Origin of the sequence: Clostridium sp., from assembly GCF_032552055.1 — a bacterium.
Classification (GTDB): domain Bacteria; phylum Bacillota; class Clostridia; order Clostridiales; family Clostridiaceae; genus Clostridium.
In genome coordinates, this window is sequence record NZ_JAWGSV010000005.1 from 15,245 (window position 1) to 34,796 (window position 19,552).

Genomic DNA, 19,552 nt, shown 5'->3' on the forward strand with positions numbered 1-19,552 from the left:
TTCTTAATCCTTTCATTATTTTCATTTTTTCATTACTTCATTTCATATTTTCATTTCTTAATTTTTTAATTCTCTCTTAACTAAGCTCAGCTTAGTTATCACCCTAATTCTTCATTCTTAATTTTTTACTTTTCAAATTCATAATTTGCAATTAACAATTGATGATTAAGAAGTTAATTAAGCTAAAATTTAATTACCCTATTTATTACTCTAAATAACTAAGCTAACTTAGCCATAGCCTCAAAATTTTCATTCTTTAATTTTTTCATTCCTTAATTCCCTCATAACTAAGCTTAGCTTAGCTATTCCCTCAATTAATCATTGCTAATTGCTAATTGTTAATTACTTCAGTATTGCTCCTGTGCTTGCTGAACTTACAAGCTTCGCATATCTAGCTAAATATCCTTCAGTTACTTTTGGTGGTAGTGGTTTAAAGTTCTTTCTTCTTTCTTCTAGAACTTCATCATCTACTAATAATTCTAGTTTTCCATTTGGAATATCAATTGATATGATATCTCCTTCTTCTACTAGTCCTATTACTCCACCTTCAGCTGCTTCTGGAGAAATGTGTCCTATAGCTGCCCCTTTTGTAGCTCCACTGAATCTTCCATCAGTTATTAATGCTACATATTTATCTAAGCCCATTCCTGCTATTGCTGATGTTGGTGATAACATTTCTCTCATACCAGGGCCACCCTTTGGTCCTTCATATCTTATTACTACAACATCACCTTTTACTATTTTCTTAGAAAGAATTGCTGCAATAGCATCCTCTTCTAAGTCAAATACTCTTGCTGGTCCTGTGTGGACTAACATTTCTTTTAGAACTGCTGACTTCTTAACTACAGCTCCATCTACCGCTAAGTTACCCTTTAATACTCTGATGCCACCTGTTATACTAAATGGTTCATCTATACTCTTGATAATATTGTAATCAAGCACTTCAACGCCTTCTAAGTTTTCCTCATGAGTCTTAGATGTTGCTGTTATACAATCTAAATCTAAAAGATCTTTCTTTGAAAGTTCCTTCATAACTGCTTGGATTCCGCCAGCCCAATATAGTTCTTCAATATGAGTATCTGAAGCTGGTGCTAACCTACAAAGGTTAGGTGTTACTTCTGATACTTCATTAATCATATCTAGGTTTAAATCAACCTTTGCTTCATTGGCAATTGCTGTTAAATGAAGAACGCTATTAGTTGAACATCCAAGTGCCATATCTACTGTCAATGCATTTCTTATAGATCTTTCATTAACTATATCCCTTGGCTTAATATCTTTTTCTAATAAATCCATTACTCTCATACCTGCATATTTAGCAAGTCTCATTCTTTCTGAATAAACTGCTGGTATAGTACCATTTCCAGGCAACCCTAAACCTAAAACTTCTGCTAAACAGTTCATTGAGTTTGCAGTAAACATTCCTGAACATGATCCACATGTAGGACAAGCTTTGTTTTCCATATCACATAAATCACCTTCTAGCATAGTTCCATTTTCAAAGGCTCCAACGGCTTCAAACATTGTTGAAAGTGATACATCTTTCCCCTTGAACTTACCTGCAAGCATTGGTCCACCACTTACAACTACTGCTGGTATATTAAGTCTTAATGCAGCCATCATCATACCTGGAACAATCTTGTCACAGTTTGGTATTAAAACTAATGCATCAAAAGCATGAGCCTTAACCATACATTCAATAGTATCTGCAATAAGTTCCCTTGTTGCTAAGGAATATCTCATTCCTTCATGTCCCATTGCTATACCATCACAAACTCCTATTGTTGGGAATACTATTGGAGTTCCTCCAGACATTAATACTCCCTTTTTAACTGATTCTACTATTTTATCTAAATTAATATGACCTGCTATTATATCATTCTGTGAAGTTACAACTCCTATTAAAGGTTTGTTTATTTCTTCATCAGTAAGTCCTGTTGCCTTTAGTAATGATCTATGTGGGGCTTTTTGTGGCCCTTTCTTTATAACGTCACTCCTCATTTATATTCCACCTCTTATTCTAAATCTTTTCTAAAACCAGCCTTCCTATCTCATTAGTTCCAACTAGTCTCATTCCTTCACTCATTATGTCCCCTGTTCTATACCCCTCTTCTAGAACCTTAAGGACAGCCCCCTCGATTACCTTAGCTTCAGTTTCTAAATTGAAACTGTATCTTAACATCATTGCTGCTGAAAGAATTGTTGCTAGTGGATTTGCAATTCCCTTCCCTGCTATATCTGGTGCACTTCCATGTATAGGTTCATACATTCCAAGCTTTCCTTCTCCTAATGATGCTGATGGCAACATACCAATTGATCCTGTTATCATACTTGCTTCGTCTGATAATATATCCCCAAACATATTTGAAGTAACTATTACATCAAATTGTTTTGGATCTCTAACTAATTGCATTGAAGCATTATCTACATACATGTGATTAACCACAACTTCTGGATAATCCTTGGCAACTTCTTCAATAACACCTCTCCAAAGCCTTGATGTTTCTAATATATTAGCCTTATCTACACTAGTTAACTTTTTATCTCTCTTCATTGCTGTTTCAAAAGCAATCTTAGCTATTCTTCTTACTTCATTGACATTATATCTTTCAGTATCATAAGCACCTGGCACTCCGTCTATTTCTTCTCTACCTCTTTCACCAAAATAGATACCACCAGTTAATTCTCTAACTACACATATATCTATTCCATCTCCGATAATACTATCTTTAAGTGGAGAAGCCTCCTTTAATGGTGCATATAATAAAGCTGGTCTTAGATTGCAATATAAGTTCATTCCACCTCTTAGTCCAAGTAACGCTTGTTCAGGTCTTACCTTTGCATTAGGATTATCCCACTTAGGGCCTCCAACAGCTCCAAGTAAAACTGCATCTGCTTTCTTGCAAGCTTCTAATGTTTCTTCTGGAAGTGGTACTCCTTTTTCATCTATAGCACAACCTCCAGCTATTAAATATTCATATTCAAAAGTATGGTTAAACTTATCCCCAACACAATTTAAAACTTCAACAGTTTTTTCCACAACCTCTGGACCTATTCCATCCCCAGGTATTACAGCTACTTTAAAATTCATCTTTACTCCCCCGCTTTTTCAATTAACAGTTAACAATTAACAATTTTAGTTGAAATTCAGCCTAATCTGAATTTCTTTAATTTTTATAAATAAGCTTCGCTTATTTATTTCCTCAATTCTTCAACTTTTTCATTTTTTCATTCTTTCATTATTTCGCTTGTTGAGTTTTAATGTAATTAACTAATCCGCCACAGTTAATTATATTTTGCATAAACTCTGGGAATGGTTCCCCTTGATATTCTTGATTCTTTGTATTGTTTTTTATAATACCGCTGTCAAAGTCTATTTCTAATTCGTCTCCAGCTTCTATTGACTTAACTGCTTCATCACATTCTAATATTGGTAGTCCTATATTAATTGCATTTCTATAAAATATTCTTGCAAAGGTTGATGCTATTACACAGCTTACTCCACTTTCTCTAATCGCTATTGGTGCATGTTCTCTTGAAGAACCACATCCAAAGTTTTTATTTGCAACGATTATATCACCTTGCTTTACATTCTTTGCAAATTCCTTATCTATATCCTCCATACAATGTGTTGCTAATTCCTTAGGATCTGATGTATTTAAGTATCTTGCAGGAATTATTACATCTGTATCTACATTGTCACCATATTTAAAAACTCTACCTTTTGCTTCCATTTCCTTAAAAACCCCCTTTTTATAGTTAACAATTATTAATTATCAATTAACAATTGTGGATATAATTCAGCCTCGCTGAATTATTAAAATTTATATATTTTCTATAACTCCGCTCGCCTGAGTTATCCCTAATTTTTCATTTTAATTTTTTCATTCTTTAATTTCTTCATTTTTTTCATTTTTTAATTACGCATTCTGCATTAATGCTTCTACAGTTTCCGGATTAGTAATCTTTCCTGTTAATGCTGATGCAGCAGCTACTGCTGGACTTGCTAAGTAAACTTCTGATTCAACGTGCCCCATTCTACCTACGAAGTTTCTATTTGTAGTTGAAACTGCTCTTTCACCTTTCGCAAGGATTCCCATATGTCCACCTAAACATGGTCCACAAGTTGATGTTGAGAATACTGCTCCCGCTTCTACTAAATCCTTTATAATTCCTTCTTCTAAAGCTTGAAGATATATTTTTTGAGTTCCTGGGAATACGATACATCTTATACCCTTTTTGATTTTCTTTCCTTTTATGATATCTCTAGCAATTCTTAAATCTGAAATTCTACCATTTGTACAAGAACCTATAACTACTTGATCTACTTCTATATCCCCAACTTCATCAATAGTTCTTGTATTATCTGGTAAGTGTGGGAATGCTACTGTAGGTCTTAAAGTACTTAAGTCTATTTCATAAACTTCATCATACTCAGCATCTTCATCTGCCTCATAAGCTTTCCATTCCCTATTTGAGTGTTCCTTTAAATATTCAACTGTTACGTCGTCTACTGGGAATATCCCGTTCTTACCACCAGCTTCAATAGCCATATTAGCCATTGTAAATCTATCATCAATTGAAAGATATTTAATTCCATCTCCAACGAATTCCATTGATCTATATAATGCACCATCAACACCTATCATTCCGATAATATGAAGGATTATATCTTTACCACTTATCCAAGGAGCTGGTTTATTCTTTAAAACAAATTTCAATGCTGAAGGAACCTTGAACCAACACTTTCCTATAGCCATACCTGCTGCCATATCTGTTGAACCAATTCCTGTTGAGAATGCTCCAAGTGCTCCATAGGTACAAGTATGTGAGTCAGCTCCAATAGCAACATCTCCTGCAACTACTAATCCTTTTTCAGGTATTAAGCAATGTTCAATTCCCATTTCTCCAACATCATAGTAATTTGAAATATCTTTTTCCTTAACAAATTCTCTAATCATTTTATTTTGTTCTGCTGCTTTTATATCTTTATTTGGTGTAAAGTGATCAGGTACTATTGCTATCTTATCCTTATCAAAAACCTTTTCCAGTTTTAATTTATAAAATTCATTTACTGCTACTGGTGATGTTATATCATTTCCTAGCACTAAATCTAAATTTGCTTCTATTAATTGCCCCGCCTTTACACTTTCTAGCCCTGCATGAGCTGCAAGAATTTTTTGAGTCATAGTCATTCCCATGATTTTAGTCCCCCTTTTTAAAAATAAGTTTTTAATTTTTTCTCTATATCTTTTAATAATTTATATTCTATTGAATCAACTAAGGCTATCAAACTAGCTTGTACGACATCTCTAGATACCCCAACGGTACTCCAGTTTTCAATTCCATCTGTGGATTCTATAAGAACTCTAACCTTTGCTCCTGTAGCACTTTCAGAGTCTAATACTCTTACTTTGTAATCTACAAGTCTTACTTCCTTAAGCTGTGGATAGAAACATTCAAGAGCTTCTCTCAATGCTTTATCCAAGGCATTTACTGGTCCATCTCCTTCTGCTGCTGTCATTTTATTCTTATCATCTACTATTACATTAATTAATGCTGTAGAAGTAAATTCCTTAGTATTCCAAGGCTGTTCCCCAATAGTCTTAAAGTGTTTTAGTTCAAAGAAAGGCTTATACTTTCCAATTGTTTTTCTTATTAAAAGTTCTACTGTACCTTCTGCTCCCTCAAACTTATAGCCTTCATACTCTAATTCTTTTAATCTATTTGTAATTTTACCTACTTCTTCACTATCTCTAGTTATGTTTGGGAATACTTTTTGAATCTCTTTTAAGATTGTACTTTTGCCACTCACCTCAGATATTAAGAATCTTCTGTCATTTCCAACTTCTTCTGGCTTAATATGTTCATATGAGCTTGACTTTTTACATATAGCATCTATATGCATTCCACCCTTATGAGCAAAGGCTGATGCTCCAACATATGGCATACTATCTAACAGTTTAATATTTGAAATTTCAGCAATATACTTAGCTGTTTTAGTAAGCTCTACTATTTTTTCTTTAGGCAAAGCTTCATATCCCATCTTTAATTGCAATGTAGGTATAATTACTGTTAAATTAGCATTACCACATCTTTCTCCTACTCCAATAAAAGTTCCCTGAATATGACATATCCCAGATTCAACTGCAGTTATTGAATTAGCAACTGCCATTCCAATATCGTTATGACAATGTATTCCTACTCTCCCACCTATAGTCTTAACAGCTTCTTTAGCTATTTCACTTACTTCTGATGGTAAAGTTCCTCCATTAGTATCACATAATACAACTACATCTGCTCCTGCTTCCTTTGCAGTTATTAAAACTTTTAATGCATAATCACTATTTTCCTTATATCCATCAAAAAAGTGCTCTGCATCAAAGATAACTTCCTTATTTTTACTCTTAATATAGCTTATTGAATCTTTTATCATACTTAGATTTTCTTCTAAAGTAGTTTTTAGCACTTCTTTAACTTGAAAATCCCATGCCTTACCGAATATTACTATTACATCTGTTTCTGCTGCTAATAAGCTTTTTATATTACTATCTTCCTCTACCTTAGTTTTAAATCTTCTGGTAGCTCCAAAAGCTGCTAGCTTTGAGCTCTTAAGCTTAATTTCCTTCATCTTTTTAAAGAACTCCATGTCCTTAGGATTAGATCCTGGATTTCCTGCCTCTATATAAGAAACCCCCATCTTATCTAAAGCCATAGCAACTTTAATTTTATCTTCAAGAGAAAAAGAAATATCCTCTCCCTGTGCCCCATCCCTTAAAGTAGAATCAAATATTTCGATGACTCTATCGCCCATTGCTTAACCCCCTTTTTTCAATTAACAGTTAACAATTAATAATTAATAATTGTGGATATAGTTCAGCTATGCTGAATTATTAATATTTTATTTTCTACAGCTTAGCTTTGCTAAGTTGTTTCCCCAATTCTTAATTCTTCATTTTTCATTATTAATTATCCCATTATCAATTCTTAATTAATTGAAGTATTCTCCATAACTAGTAATATCTTTGTCTCCTCTTTCTAAGGCTGTTATTCCAGTTCTAACTATCTCAACTATTCCGTAGTCTTCCATTAATTCTATTAAAGCATTTATCTTGCTATCATCCCCAGTTAATTCAATAGTTACTGTATTGTGAGCAACATCTATTATCTTGCTTCTAAATATCTTAACTACTTCGTTTATAGAACCTCTTTTTTCAGCCGATGCTTGTACTTTAATTAAAACAAGCTCTCTATATACAGAATATTCTGACTTTAATTCGTGTACTCTTAACACATCTTCAAGTTTATTTAATTGCTTTGTAAACTGTTCTACTACGTCATCATTCCCCATTAAAACAATTGTCATCCTCGATATATCTGGATTTTCTGTTCTACCAACAGTTAAACTGTCTATATTAAATCCACGCCTAGCAAATAATCCTGAAACTCTGGTTAATACTCCTGATGAATTTCTAACTAATACAGATAATACATGTCTTTCCAAATCCTTAGCCCCCTTTTAAAAAATTGTGTAAAAAAACCACCCTTAATGATAGACTCATTTTGGTGGTAATAAACTTCCGCCCTAAATTAAACAATCACTAGGTTCTAACAAACCCTTGCCTTTAACGGTGCTTACCGGTTATCGCTTACTTATACAATTGATATTGTACTTTCTGGATACTGCTCAGGAGTGATTATTACTTAGTAAAGTATCCATTTACACCAACCATGGACTCTCTTAAACTTTATTCCTAAATAAAGGTCTCCTTCTTTGCATTTATAAATCGTAAGGTCATATTGAATTTTGTTATTGCTAAAATTTTACTACCCATTTATATAACTGTCAAGAATTTTTTGAAAACTTTGTCAAATCACTTTTTGAATACTTTTTCAAGATAGTTATTTTACCATTTTATAACTAAAATACTATTTTTATTATTAAATCGTCAACTAATATTTTATTGTTATGAAATTCTTTTATTAAAATTATTATTTTTTTATCACTTTAATTCTAAACCATTATTATCCTTATATTTTATTTTTTTCTATATTTACATTTATATTAAATAAGTTTATACTTTAATTATAAGGTTTTATATACCATTTAAAACGATTAATATGATTGTTATTTGAGTTTTCAAAACTCATATATCATTTACTTGTAACAGGAATTTTCACTAATTATTTCTTTAATTGTTTATTTTGAGCATGAAATATTTTTTTGCTTTACTATAAAGTAATTTAAAATAGAAAGGATGATTTATATGTACGGATTTCCACCACTACAACTTACTGTAGTAAGCATTACAAACAATACTGATAAGACCATTAATGATATTTCCTTTAATTATGAAGGAAGTATGGCTAATGATGTAGTAATACCTACACTTAAAGCTAATAGTAATAAACAAACAGGAATTTCTACTATTCATCTACAAGATCATAGTAGTATTATGATGTACAACAAGGTTGATGGTGAAACTTTCTCCTATATTTTAAAGCCTGATATAATTAACCCAGGTATTGCTGTTAAATATTCAGGAGTACTTCGCATAAGAATTAATGACATAAAAGAAAATGGGGAGCTAGAAATAGCTGTAACAATAGAAGAATAAGATAAATTTAAATATTAAAAAAGGTAGTAGATTTTATAAACCTACTACCTTTTTTAATATCCTTAATGAAATTGAGAAGCTTCTGAATTCCCTCTAAATTGTTAACTGTTAATTATCATATTCCTATCTTAATGCAACTCATAGAAACAGATGAATTTTGAATACTCTTATGAATAACTTCTACTTTATCATCCTTTTCTTGCGCTCCTGCTACATATATTAGAGGCAAGAAGTGCTCATCAGTTGGGACTGCTAACTTAGAAATATCTCCTAGAGATTTATAGTTTAGTATAGCCTTGTGATTATACTTCCTTATCGAATCAATAATATAGTTATCAAAAGCTTCAGCCCACTCATATGGCTTTCCATAAACATCAGGACTTGCAACCCCTAAATTATGAACTATATCTCCACTTCCTATTATCAAAATTCCTTCTTCTCTAAATTTAGCTAACTTTTTACCTATCTTATAATGCTGCTCTTCTGTTAATTCAGCATTTAAGCTTAGCTCCATAGTAGGTATATTTGCATTTGGGTATAAATATTTTAAAACTCCCCAAGAAGCATGGTCTAGTCCCCACTCATCTGTAAGTTCTACTCCCTCTTCTTTAAGTTCTTTATAAATCTTTTCAGCATATTCTTTTCCACCATATGGTTCATATTTTATATTATATATTTCTTCTGGAAATCCATAAAAATCATAAATTTGTTTTGGTTTTTCATTATATGTCAAATATGTTCCTTTAGTTTTAAAATGAGCTGAAATTATAATAATTGCCTTTGGTATTTCTAACTCTTGTCCAAGTTTTATTAATGACCTTGTATATTCATTATCTAAAACTACATTCATTGGACTACCATGAGATAAAAATAAAACTGGCATCTTTTTATTCATTTCCATCACCTCATAAATCTTTATTTATCCGATTGCTACCATTGCTAACACTCCCCCTTCTAAAAGTGGGAGCTAAGCACTGCTACGCGCCTGGATTAGTTCTTCTAACCTTCAGGTGGAGTAGGGTATTCCTGTACTCTGTGAAAGTGATTCACACAAAATACAAGATTTTGGTTCTCTACTTTTTAAGAAAACTCCACCTGAAGATAAGAATCACTTTATTATACACATGTTATCCCTAACTCTACTATCTGTCAAATTTTTATTATTTTACAATTTCATGTATTAAGATAGATTTTAAATAAGTACTAAGCCATTATTAGATATAATAAAAAAGACCACCTTACTATTAACTTAGTAAGCTAGTCTCCTTAATTCGCCTCTTTAAAACTAAATCACTAATTTAGTCTCTTCATTCTTTCATTATTTAATTTTTTAATTCTTAGTCAATATTATATATAAGCTATTAAATTTAAAAAACTCAGACAAAGTCTGAGTTTTATCATTAACTGTTAATTTTTAATTGCTAATTGTTAATTGCCTATATTTTGCTTAGTATTAAATCTACTAATCCATGAGCCATCTTATCTATTTCTTCTTGATTTTCTCCTTCTAGCATGACTCTTACTAGTGGTTCAGTACCTGAAGGTCTTATTAATACTCTTCCAGCCCCATGAAGTTTTTCTTCAATATTTTTAATTTCATTTACTATTTCTTCATCTTCTAAGTATATGTTCTTCTTATCATTTGGAACTTTTGCATTTACTAGTACCTGTGGAAGCTCCTTCATTATACCTGCAAGTTCACTTAAAGTCTTTCCACTTTTCTTTCTTATTGCAGCTACTTGAAGTGCTGTAACTAATCCATCACCAGTTGTATTATAGTCTAAGAATATTATATGACCTGATTGCTCTCCACCTAGAACAAATTTATCATTAACCATTTCTTCTAATACATATCTATCTCCAACCTTAGTCTTGATAGTCTTTATTCCTTCTTTTTTACATGCAATATCTAAACCTAAGTTACTCATAACTGTTACTACTAGAGTATCATCTTTAAGCTTTCCTAAGTCCTTTAAGTATTTTGCACATAACATTAATATAAAGTCACCATTAATAAGGTTACCTTTTTCGTCTACAGCTAAACATCTATCTGCATCTCCATCAAAGGCAAAACCTAAATCACAGTTCTTTCTTACAACATAATCTTGTAATTCTTCTGGATGAGTTGAACCACACTTTTCATTTATATTAGTTCCATCTGGATTATCATTTATTACATAAACTTCAGCACCTAGCTCTCTAAAAGCTTTTACTGCAGCCTTGTAGCAAGCACCATTTGCACAGTCTAAAGCTACTTTTAATCCTTTTAAATCTACTGGTATAGTTGATAAAGCGTAATCTGTATATTCATCAAGGGCACCAACTTCTCTATGTGATCTACCTAAATCGTGTCCTGTTGGACTTGGTACTCCTTCAAATCCACTTTCTATAACTCTTTGAATTTCATCTTCTAATTCATCTGGTAATTTATATCCTTTATTATCAAAGAATTTAATTCCATTATATTCTACTGGGTTATGTGATGCTGAAATCATAATTCCTGCATCAGCATTATATTCTCTTATTAAATGAGCTACTGCCGGAGTAGGTACTACACCTAATATGACTGCTTCTGCTCCTACTGATAATATTCCAGATACTAAAGCAGCTTCAAGCATATCTCCTGATATTCTTGTATCTTTAGCAACTAATATCTTTGGTTTATGAGTCCCTTCTGTTAATACATAAGCACCTGCTCTACCTAAGCTATAAGCTATTTCAGATGTTAATTCAGTATTAGCAATTCCTCTAACTCCATCTGTACCAAACATTCTACCCATATTTTTTACCTCGCTTTTTTCTATCGTTCTACGTTAATTCCACATATTAATATTATATATTATTAATCTATACAATAAAACCTAATTATTTCTTAATTTTTTCAAGTCTTTCTAATATTAAATTGTATCCACCAGTACCATAGTTTAAACACTTATTAACCCTACTAATAGTAGCTGTACTAGCACCTGTTTCTTCTGCTATTTCAGTATAAACCTTCTTTTCCTTTAAAAATTTTGCAACTTGAATTCTTTGAGCCAATGCTTTTAATTCATTTATAGTTGCAACATCTTCAAAAAAACTATAACATTCCTCTATAGTTTGAAGCTTTAAAACCGCTTCGAAAAATAAATCTAGCTCTGGATTTTTAAGCTTATTTTCAGCCATATTTAACGTCCTCTCCTAACTACTCTTATTCTCTTTTGAAAAATATGTTTAATCTGTAATCTACATTTTAACTCTTATAAAATTATAACTTTGACTTTGATATTTTACAACTATATTAGAGTAAAGTGATTACTCTTCTGGCTCATAATTTATATCTCTATTAAATTCACTTAATCCTCTTTCATTTAAATCTTCATAAATACTCTTAGTTGGAACTAGCCACACTTCTCCCGTACCTCTATAAACATTAAGTAAACCTTCTCCATTTATTGCAGAGCCTACTAAAGTTGTACCTGACTTTTCAACTGTAAACTCTATATTGCCACTTCTTAAAATAGCAAAACTTCCATATACTTTTAAAACATCTCTATATAGCTTGCATCTTAATATTTCTTTTTCCGGTACTGGAACTTCTAACAGTACTATTCCACTTCCACTTAATCTACTTTGGAAGATTCCTTCCTTTCCAAATATAAGGGATGAAATACTTTTTTGCATAACTGGTTCTATCTCTATACTCTCCTCACATGCAAAAAATAAGCCATCATCTATTATTATTTCTTCATCCTCTAATTCTATTAATGTAAAATGTCCAAAGCTAGGCTCTAAAAACACTTCACCTGTCCCTCTAAGTATAGGTTTAAACATAGATTCTCCAGTAACCTTATTTGAAAATAGCTTTTTACCCATTCCAATTAATCCACCAGACTTAGTTACTATCTCTATATTCCCCTTCATATAACTTAAAGCCCCAGCTTCTATCCTTATAGAACTATCATCTAAAATTATTCTACCTTGCTTTAATCTAATAGAAGATGACTTCATTAAATTTAATTGCATTGCTGTATTTAGATCTCTAGCTCCCTGTAAATCATCATATTCTAATATTTGAAATATGCTTTCATTTTTCATCTCAGCTATCATAGTTAATCTATTTTTTATATTCTGTGAAGTTATCATTAAAATCCCCTCCACCAATAATTTTACCATAATACATAAAGGTAAAAATAGTAAACTACATATAATTTAAGAATTTTGTTATTAAAAGTACTTTCTATAATTAAGAAAAAACTCTAAAACAAAAGAGCCCAGCCAAAACTGAGTTCTTAATTCTAAATTTCAATAAACTCAGCTCGCCTGAGCTTCCACCTAAACTGTTAATTGTTAATTGTTAATTGTTAATTGTTAACTGTTAATTGTCTAATATTCTTTTGCTTCTTCTTCTCCATTAAGTACTCTTAAGGCACCTTCAGCTAATGCTAATAATTCATCTTCTCCAGGATATACTGTTACATTTGATATCCATCCAATTCTAGATTTTAATGCTTCAACTACAACATCTGAATAAGCTATTCCACCTGTTAATATTATGCTATCTACTTTTCCTTCTAAAACTGTCGCATTTGCTCCAACAGCCTTAGCTATTTGATAAATAAAAGCATCCAAGTATAACTTAGCTTCTTTATCACCTTCTTCTACCAATTTAAGGACATCTCTAGCATCGTTAGTATTTAAGTATGCAACATATCCACCCTTACCTATTATTTTGCTATACATTTCTTTTTCAGTATACTTATTGCTGTAACATAATTTAATTAAGTCTCCTACTGGCACTGTTCCAGCTCTTTCTGGTGAAAATGGACCTTCTCCATCTAAAGCATTATTTACATCTACTACTCTACCTTTTTTATGTGCACCAACAGAAACTCCTCCACCCATATGTACAACTATTAAGTTTAAATCTGAGTAACTTATTTTATTTTCTTTTGCATATCTCTTAGCAACTGCTTTTTGATTTAAGGCATGGAACTTACTTAATCTTGGTAATTCAGGAATTCCTGAAACTCTTGCTACTTCATCTAATTCATCTACTACTACTGGATCTACTATAAATGCTGGGATATTTAATTCTTTAGCTATTCTATCTGCAAGAATTCCCCCTAAGTTAGAAGCATGTTGTCCTTGCACTCCAACTTTTAAATCTTCAAGCATAGTATCATTTACTTTATAAGTTCCACTTTCCATTGGTCTTAGCATTCCACCTCTACCAACTACAGCAGCTAACGTATTTAAATCAAAATTCTTTTCTTTTAATATATTAACTATTATTTCTTTTCTAAAATCTATTTGATCGAATATAGTTTCATACTTTCCTATTTCTTCTGAAGAATGTCTTAAAGTTTCTTCAAATAATTCCTTAGTATCTTCATAAACACCTATTTTTGTAGATGTTGAACCTGGATTAATAATTAATAGCTTATTTGACATAATAAAACCTCCATAAATATATTTAACTATTTTGCTTCTGCAACTAAAGCTGCTAATGCAATTGAATAAACCTTTGTTTCAAAACTATCAGCTCTTGAAGTTAAAATAACTGGTGCTGATGTTCCTACTAATAATCCACCATTTCTTGATTTTGCTGTATATGTTAAAGTCTTATACATAACATTGGCTGTTTCTATATTTGGAAGTAATATTATATCTGCCTTTCCAGCTACTTCACCTGTTACTCCTTTATGTTTTGCAGCTTCTTCTGATAATGCATTATCTAAAGCTAAAGGACCATCTACTATACATCCTTTAATTTGTCCTCTATCATTCATCTTAGATAATAATGATGCATCTACAGTTGCAGGCATATCTGGATTTACTACTTCAACTGCACATACTGGTGCAACCTTAGGAAGCTCTATTCCACAAGCATGAGCTACATCTACTGAGTTATTTAAAATTTGGACTTTTGCTTTTAAATCTGGGTATGTGTTAAATGCTGCATCTGTTAATAATATTAATCTATCTATTCCTTCTATTTCAAAAACAGATACATGGGACATAAGCTTTCCAGTTCTTAGTCCAACTTCCTTATTTAATACACATCTTAAAAATGTTGCTGTATCAACTAATCCCTTCATAACCATATCAGCCTTACCACTTGAAACTAAGGTTATAGCTTCTAATGCTGCTTTATTTGGATTTTCCACATTAACTATTTCAAATTGAGTTAAGTCCATATTAATCTTTTCAGCTATTTCTCTAATTTTACTTTCATCTCCAACTAAAATGGCATCTGCAATTCCTTTTTCCTTTGCAGCTTTAACTGCTTCTAAAACTGGTTCATCTTGAGCTACTGCTACTGCAACCTTCTTTGTTGAACAATCATTTACCTTCTTTAATAAGTCATCAAAATTTCTACTCATTTTTGCACCTCTCACACTAAGTTTTTATAATATTAGTATAAATTAAAAATATTATGAATTTTCTTTTTAAAAAATATTATGCTTTTCTTTTTAAAAAAATATAATTCTTTATTCTAACAATACTATATACCCATCTTAAGCCACGTCTAATTGTTAAAATAATATCAAGTAAACACTCCAATAATCCATATATTTATATTGTAACAAAAAAAATCCTGAAAACATTAATTTTCAGAATTTTCTATGATTTTTATTTTATTGGCTTATATTCTTCTATAATTTTCTCTGCAACCTTTAGCCCATCCACTGCAGCCGAGATTATTCCTCCTGCGAAGCCTGCTCCCTCTCCAGCTGGATAAAGACCTTTAACAGAAATGCTACTTAATTTCTCATCTCTATTCATTCTAATTGGTGCAGAAGTTCTTGTTTCAATGCCTGTTAAAATTGAGTCATAATCACCATAACCTTTAATCTTTTTATCAAAGTCTACAATACCTTCTTTTAAGGCTTCTATTACATAAGGTGGAAGACATTTTCTTAAATCTTCAAATACATATCCTCCTGTGTAACTAGGTTTAACTTTCCCAAGCTTTTCACTAACTTTATCTTGCATAAAATCGCCTAAAAGCTGAACTGGCGCTTTATATCCTCCTCTACCTAGCTTAAAGGCTAACTCTTCATAATGTCTTTGGAATTCCATTCCTCTTAGAGGTGATGTTCCTTCAAAATCATCTGGTCCTACTGTTACTACTAAAGCTGAGTTAGCATTATCTAGATCTCTAGCATGATAACTCATACCATTAGATACTAATCTATCTTTTTCTGAAGCAGCTGATACTACTACTCCCCCTGGACACATACAGAATGAATATACTGCTCTTTTTAATTTTTCACTTTGGTAAGTCAATCTATATTCAGCAGCCTTAAGTCTTGGATGCTCATACATCTCTCCATATTGGCTTTTATTTATTACCTCTTGTGGATGTTCTATTCTAACTCCAATAGCAAAGGCCTTTGGCTCCATATTTACACCAACTTTATGTAACATTTCATATGTATCCCTTGAACTATGGCCAATAGCAAGTATTAACTCATCACATAACTGTTCTTTTCCATTTACAATAATGCTACTTACTCTTCCATCTTTAATTTTTATTTCTTCTAGCTTAGTAGAAAATAAAACTTCTCCACCTAACTCCTTTATTCTTTCCCTAATATTCTTAACTACACCCTTTAGAAGGTCTGTTCCAACGTGAGGTTTAGCTAAATATTTTATTTCCTCCGGAGCACCAGCCTTTACTAGCTTCTCTAGTACATAATCACATCTACTATCTTTTATTCTAGTAGTAAGCTTTCCATCAGAAAAGGTTCCTGCTCCACCTTCTCCAAATTGAACATTTGATTCAGTGTTAAGTTCTCCTGTTTTCCAAAACTTATCAACAGTCTCTGTTCTTTTATCCACATCTTCTCCACGTTCTATTACTATTGGCTTATAACCTTTTTCAGCTAATAATAATGCTGAGAATATCCCTGCAGGTCCAAAGCCTACAACTACTGGTCTATTTTTTAACTCCTTATCACCAAAAGGTATCTCTGCATTATAAGAAGGTGTTTCTAACCTTACGTCCTTATCCTTAAGCTTATTAACAATTTTTTCTTCATTTTTATGTTCAACTTCAACACAGTATATGTACTTAATGCTATTTTTCTTTCTAGCATCTAAACTTTCCTTTATTATTTTTATATTTTTAACTTCTTCCTTAGGAAGTCTTAATTTCTTAGCTACTTTATTAACTAAACTACTCTTGTCTTCATCTATGCTTAATGATAAATTATTTATTCTAATAGACATATAAATCTCCTCTCTTCTTATTAATATTTACATAAATCTATGTTTCAATTAATCCTCTAAATCTGTAGTCCTCATAAAATTATAAGTTTAAAATACTTCTTTAGTAAATTATCTGAGTTGAAAGCATCTATATTTAATTTCTATATAAGTTGTTAAGATAACTTCATATCTTGAACATTTTTAATATGAAATAAAGCTTAATTAAATGTAAAGAATCTTTCTACAACTTATTCATATTGTTTATTTGCACCTTATTCTATCATATTATTATATTAAATACATTAAAAAATGAAAGAATGAAATAGTGAAAAAATGAAAAAATGTATGAATGAAGTAGTCTTTACTATGCAAAACTTTCTTCATTCATACAAATATCTATTAAAAAATCTACAAAGATTTTTTATAATAATTTTCTCACTCTTTAATCTTTTCATTCTTTAAGTAATAAAATGCTTCGCATTTTATTACTGCTCAGTATTATTGTTGTTATCATTACTTCCTTGTTCAACTTCTTTAGTAACTATTATACTTATTGGCTCAACGTAGGATACAGTATACTCTCCATTGACTCCACTGAAGGTAACTTTTGGTGTTACCTCAAAGGTTCCCTCTTCCTTATAGCTACTTAAATCTATAGAAGCTTTTAAATTATCAGCAATAACACTGCTTATCTCATCTTCATATCCTTTGATAGTAACCTTAATTAAATCTTTGGATGGTGTAATCTTTAACCCTTGATTAGCACCACTTAAGCTATACTTAATGCTAAAGTCCTTAGTAATCATACCAGCTAAGTTTACTTTTACGCTAAGCATATCATCACCTTGAGCTACCATAACACCTTCCGGTAAAATTATATTTAAATTAACCTCTTTAGAACTTGTGATTGAAGATAAATCTATTGGTGTTGTTTTAACCTCACCTATTGTATCCAGTATTTCCTTAGGCCCCAATATTTCTACTGTATTTCTACTGCTTTCTAAGGATCTTAATTTAACTCCAGCTGGCAATGCTCCTGTAGTTGCAACACTTACCTTCACTGATTTTCCTTTGCTAATCCTTATTTCTACCTTAGCAGTTTCTTGAGAAAGAGTAACACCCAACACCTTCTCTCCAGAATCATCTACAGGCTTTATTTCATAATCTCCAACTATATCTTCACTTGCCTCTTCTTTATTATCAATAACAACTAATTTACTTACGTTATTTACTGATGATTCCGCTCCGCTAACTTTAACCTCTTCTGGTGATATAATTGGTTCAGATGCAAAATATCCTTGCTTAGTTGTAACCTTGATATTTGAAATTACAGGAAGTGTTTTCTCAACCATATCTTCAATATTTAATTGTATAGTCAGTGTATTTGTATTTCTTATACTTACTGATATAGGAGAGTCAACTATTGTAACTGGCACTTTATTGGCTCCCTTTTTCCAAGCATACTCACTTAAATCCACTTGAAGCTTAAAATCACTTTTTTTAATTTTATTAATATCATTATTATTTCCTTCTACTTTTAAGGTAACATATAATTCTTGTTCAGGAGATAAAGCTAATTTAGAACTAGTTAGAGTATCTACGTTTACTAATTCAACTGGTATTTTACTAATTTCAGTAGTTCTTATTTTGTTTTCTACATTAGTAACATATATCCATAAACCTATAGATAATAAGACACATATTATTGGAACTATTAACTTGTTTTTTTCCTTATTATCCATGACTTCACCTTCTCCCCAGCTGACTTAACTTTTTTCTTATCTTTATGCTCTATTAATTTAATTAGTACCATTCTTAATTTTTCTTTATCATATCCCCTAGTTAACTTACCATTTATAGCTAAAGAAACAATACCTGTTTCTTCTGATACAATTATAATTATTGCATCTGATATTTCTGATAAACCAATTCCAGCCCTATGCCTTGTACCAAGTTTTTTATTTATAGAAGTATTATTAGTTAAAGGCAAAACACAACCTGATGCCAATATTCTATCATTTCTAATTATAGTAGCACCATCATGAAGTGGCGTATTAACAACAAAAATATTCTCTAGTAAATTAGATGTTACTTTTGCATCTAATATTGTTCCTGAGTTCAATACTTCACCCAGTCTAGTTACCTTTTCTATTACTATTAATGCCCCTGTTTTTGAAGCTGCTAAGTTATCAACAGCATTAACTATTTCATTAACAGTTATATTTCTATTTTCCACATCTTGTATACTATGAAGCTCTTCAAAAGCACTTCTACCTAAATGTTCTAAAGCTCTTCTTATTTCTGGCTGAAAAATAATCACTACAGATAATAAACCTATAGTTAGTGTCTTATTTAAAATAAAGTTAAGCATTTCAAGCTTTAATACATAACTTATTGGTATAAAAGCTATCATAAAAATTATACCTTTAAGTAGTTGTTCTGCTCTTGTTTCTTTTATTAATGAATATCCCTTATAAAAAATATAAGCCACCACTAATATGTCTAAAACTGCAAATAAAGATATATTTTTTAATGTATTCATTATAAATGTACTTACTTCCTGCATCCATGTGGCCCCCCAATCTTTGATATATTATAATTATACACCAATTCAATAAATCTTAGTATAAAGTCTACGACCTTTTTATTAATTTTAATAATATTTTAAGAGTTTCTATAATATAAATTTATGTAAAGAAAATTTTTTAGGGGTGATTTTTTATGGTTCTACTTATAGC

16 protein-coding genes are annotated in these 19,552 nt (G+C 31.2%); 1 reads left to right on the forward strand and 15 read right to left on the reverse strand.

Annotation, left to right across the window (positions count from 1 at the left end; all coding sequences use genetic code 11):
- Positions 1–342: 342 nt before the first annotated feature.
- The 6 genes from ilvD to ilvN form a co-directional block, all read right to left on the reverse strand.
- On the reverse strand, positions 343–2,001 hold the full coding sequence (ilvD, locus tag E6248_RS00910) for a dihydroxy-acid dehydratase (RefSeq protein WP_316338968.1): 1,659 nt from the start codon (positions 1,999–2,001) through the stop codon (positions 343–345).
- A 19-nt stretch (positions 2,002–2,020) separates the two neighbouring features.
- Positions 2,021–3,091 carry a 3-isopropylmalate dehydrogenase gene (gene leuB, locus E6248_RS00915; protein ID WP_316338969.1) on the reverse strand — a complete coding sequence of 357 codons (1,071 nt, stop codon included), beginning with the start codon at positions 3,089–3,091 and terminating at the stop codon, positions 2,021–2,023.
- A gap of 148 nt (positions 3,092–3,239) precedes the next feature.
- Positions 3,240–3,734, reverse strand: a complete 495-nt coding sequence (leuD, locus tag E6248_RS00920; protein ID WP_316338970.1) for a 3-isopropylmalate dehydratase small subunit — start codon at positions 3,732–3,734, stop codon at positions 3,240–3,242.
- Between the two features lie 186 nt (positions 3,735–3,920).
- Positions 3,921–5,201, reverse strand: coding sequence for a 3-isopropylmalate dehydratase large subunit (gene leuC, locus E6248_RS00925; protein WP_316338971.1), 1,281 nt, complete (start codon positions 5,199–5,201; stop codon positions 3,921–3,923).
- Between the two features lie 17 nt (positions 5,202–5,218).
- Positions 5,219–6,814 (reverse strand): citramalate synthase, encoded by a 1,596-nt coding sequence (cimA, locus tag E6248_RS00930; protein ID WP_316338972.1) that lies wholly within the window; start codon positions 6,812–6,814, stop codon positions 5,219–5,221.
- Positions 6,815–6,991: 177 nt separating this feature from the next.
- Positions 6,992–7,504 (reverse strand): acetolactate synthase small subunit, encoded by a 513-nt coding sequence (gene ilvN, locus E6248_RS00935; protein WP_136006958.1) that lies wholly within the window; start codon positions 7,502–7,504, stop codon positions 6,992–6,994.
- Between the two features lie 763 nt (positions 7,505–8,267).
- On the opposite strand from ilvN, the gene E6248_RS00940 reads away from it, so the two are divergent.
- Positions 8,268–8,618: a hypothetical protein gene (locus E6248_RS00940; RefSeq protein ID WP_316338973.1), complete on the forward strand. Its 351-nt coding sequence runs from the start codon at positions 8,268–8,270 to the stop codon at positions 8,616–8,618.
- Between the two features lie 115 nt (positions 8,619–8,733).
- Here E6248_RS00940 and ygiD read toward each other — a convergent pair whose 3' ends face one another.
- The 9 genes from ygiD to cdaA all read right to left on the reverse strand — a co-directional run bounded on the left by ygiD (position 8,734) and on the right by cdaA (position 19,380).
- The gene (gene ygiD / locus E6248_RS00945) at positions 8,734–9,513 is read right to left on the reverse strand and encodes a 4,5-DOPA dioxygenase extradiol (RefSeq protein ID WP_316338974.1); all 780 of its coding nucleotides are present in this window, start codon (positions 9,511–9,513) and stop codon (positions 8,734–8,736) included.
- A gap of 541 nt (positions 9,514–10,054) precedes the next feature.
- On the reverse strand, positions 10,055–11,398 hold the full coding sequence (gene glmM, locus E6248_RS00950) for a phosphoglucosamine mutase (protein ID WP_316338975.1): 1,344 nt from the start codon (positions 11,396–11,398) through the stop codon (positions 10,055–10,057).
- A gap of 85 nt (positions 11,399–11,483) precedes the next feature.
- The gene (locus E6248_RS00955; RefSeq protein ID WP_316338976.1) at positions 11,484–11,783 is read right to left on the reverse strand and encodes a YerC/YecD family TrpR-related protein; all 300 of its coding nucleotides are present in this window, start codon (positions 11,781–11,783) and stop codon (positions 11,484–11,486) included.
- 129 nt (positions 11,784–11,912) lie between these two features.
- On the reverse strand, positions 11,913–12,743 hold the full coding sequence (locus E6248_RS00960; RefSeq protein ID WP_316338977.1) for an AIM24 family protein: 831 nt from the start codon (positions 12,741–12,743) through the stop codon (positions 11,913–11,915).
- A 240-nt stretch (positions 12,744–12,983) separates the two neighbouring features.
- Positions 12,984–14,051 carry a butyrate kinase gene (buk, locus tag E6248_RS00965; protein ID WP_316338978.1) on the reverse strand — a complete coding sequence of 356 codons (1,068 nt, stop codon included), beginning with the start codon at positions 14,049–14,051 and terminating at the stop codon, positions 12,984–12,986.
- A gap of 26 nt (positions 14,052–14,077) precedes the next feature.
- Complete coding sequence (gene ptb, locus E6248_RS00970; RefSeq protein ID WP_316338979.1) at positions 14,078–14,983, reverse strand: phosphate butyryltransferase; 906 nt, start codon at positions 14,981–14,983, stop codon at positions 14,078–14,080.
- Between the two features lie 250 nt (positions 14,984–15,233).
- Positions 15,234–16,835, reverse strand: coding sequence for an FAD-dependent protein (locus E6248_RS00975; protein ID WP_316338980.1), 1,602 nt, complete (start codon positions 16,833–16,835; stop codon positions 15,234–15,236).
- Positions 16,836–17,299: 464 nt separating this feature from the next.
- The gene (locus E6248_RS00980; RefSeq protein ID WP_316338981.1) at positions 17,300–18,556 is read right to left on the reverse strand and encodes a CdaR family protein; all 1,257 of its coding nucleotides are present in this window, start codon (positions 18,554–18,556) and stop codon (positions 17,300–17,302) included.
- Positions 18,529–19,380 (reverse strand): diadenylate cyclase CdaA, encoded by an 852-nt coding sequence (gene cdaA / locus E6248_RS00985; protein ID WP_316338982.1) that lies wholly within the window; start codon positions 19,378–19,380, stop codon positions 18,529–18,531. The genes E6248_RS00980 and cdaA overlap by 28 nt, the downstream gene beginning before the upstream one ends.
- Positions 19,381–19,552: the final 172 nt, after the last annotated feature.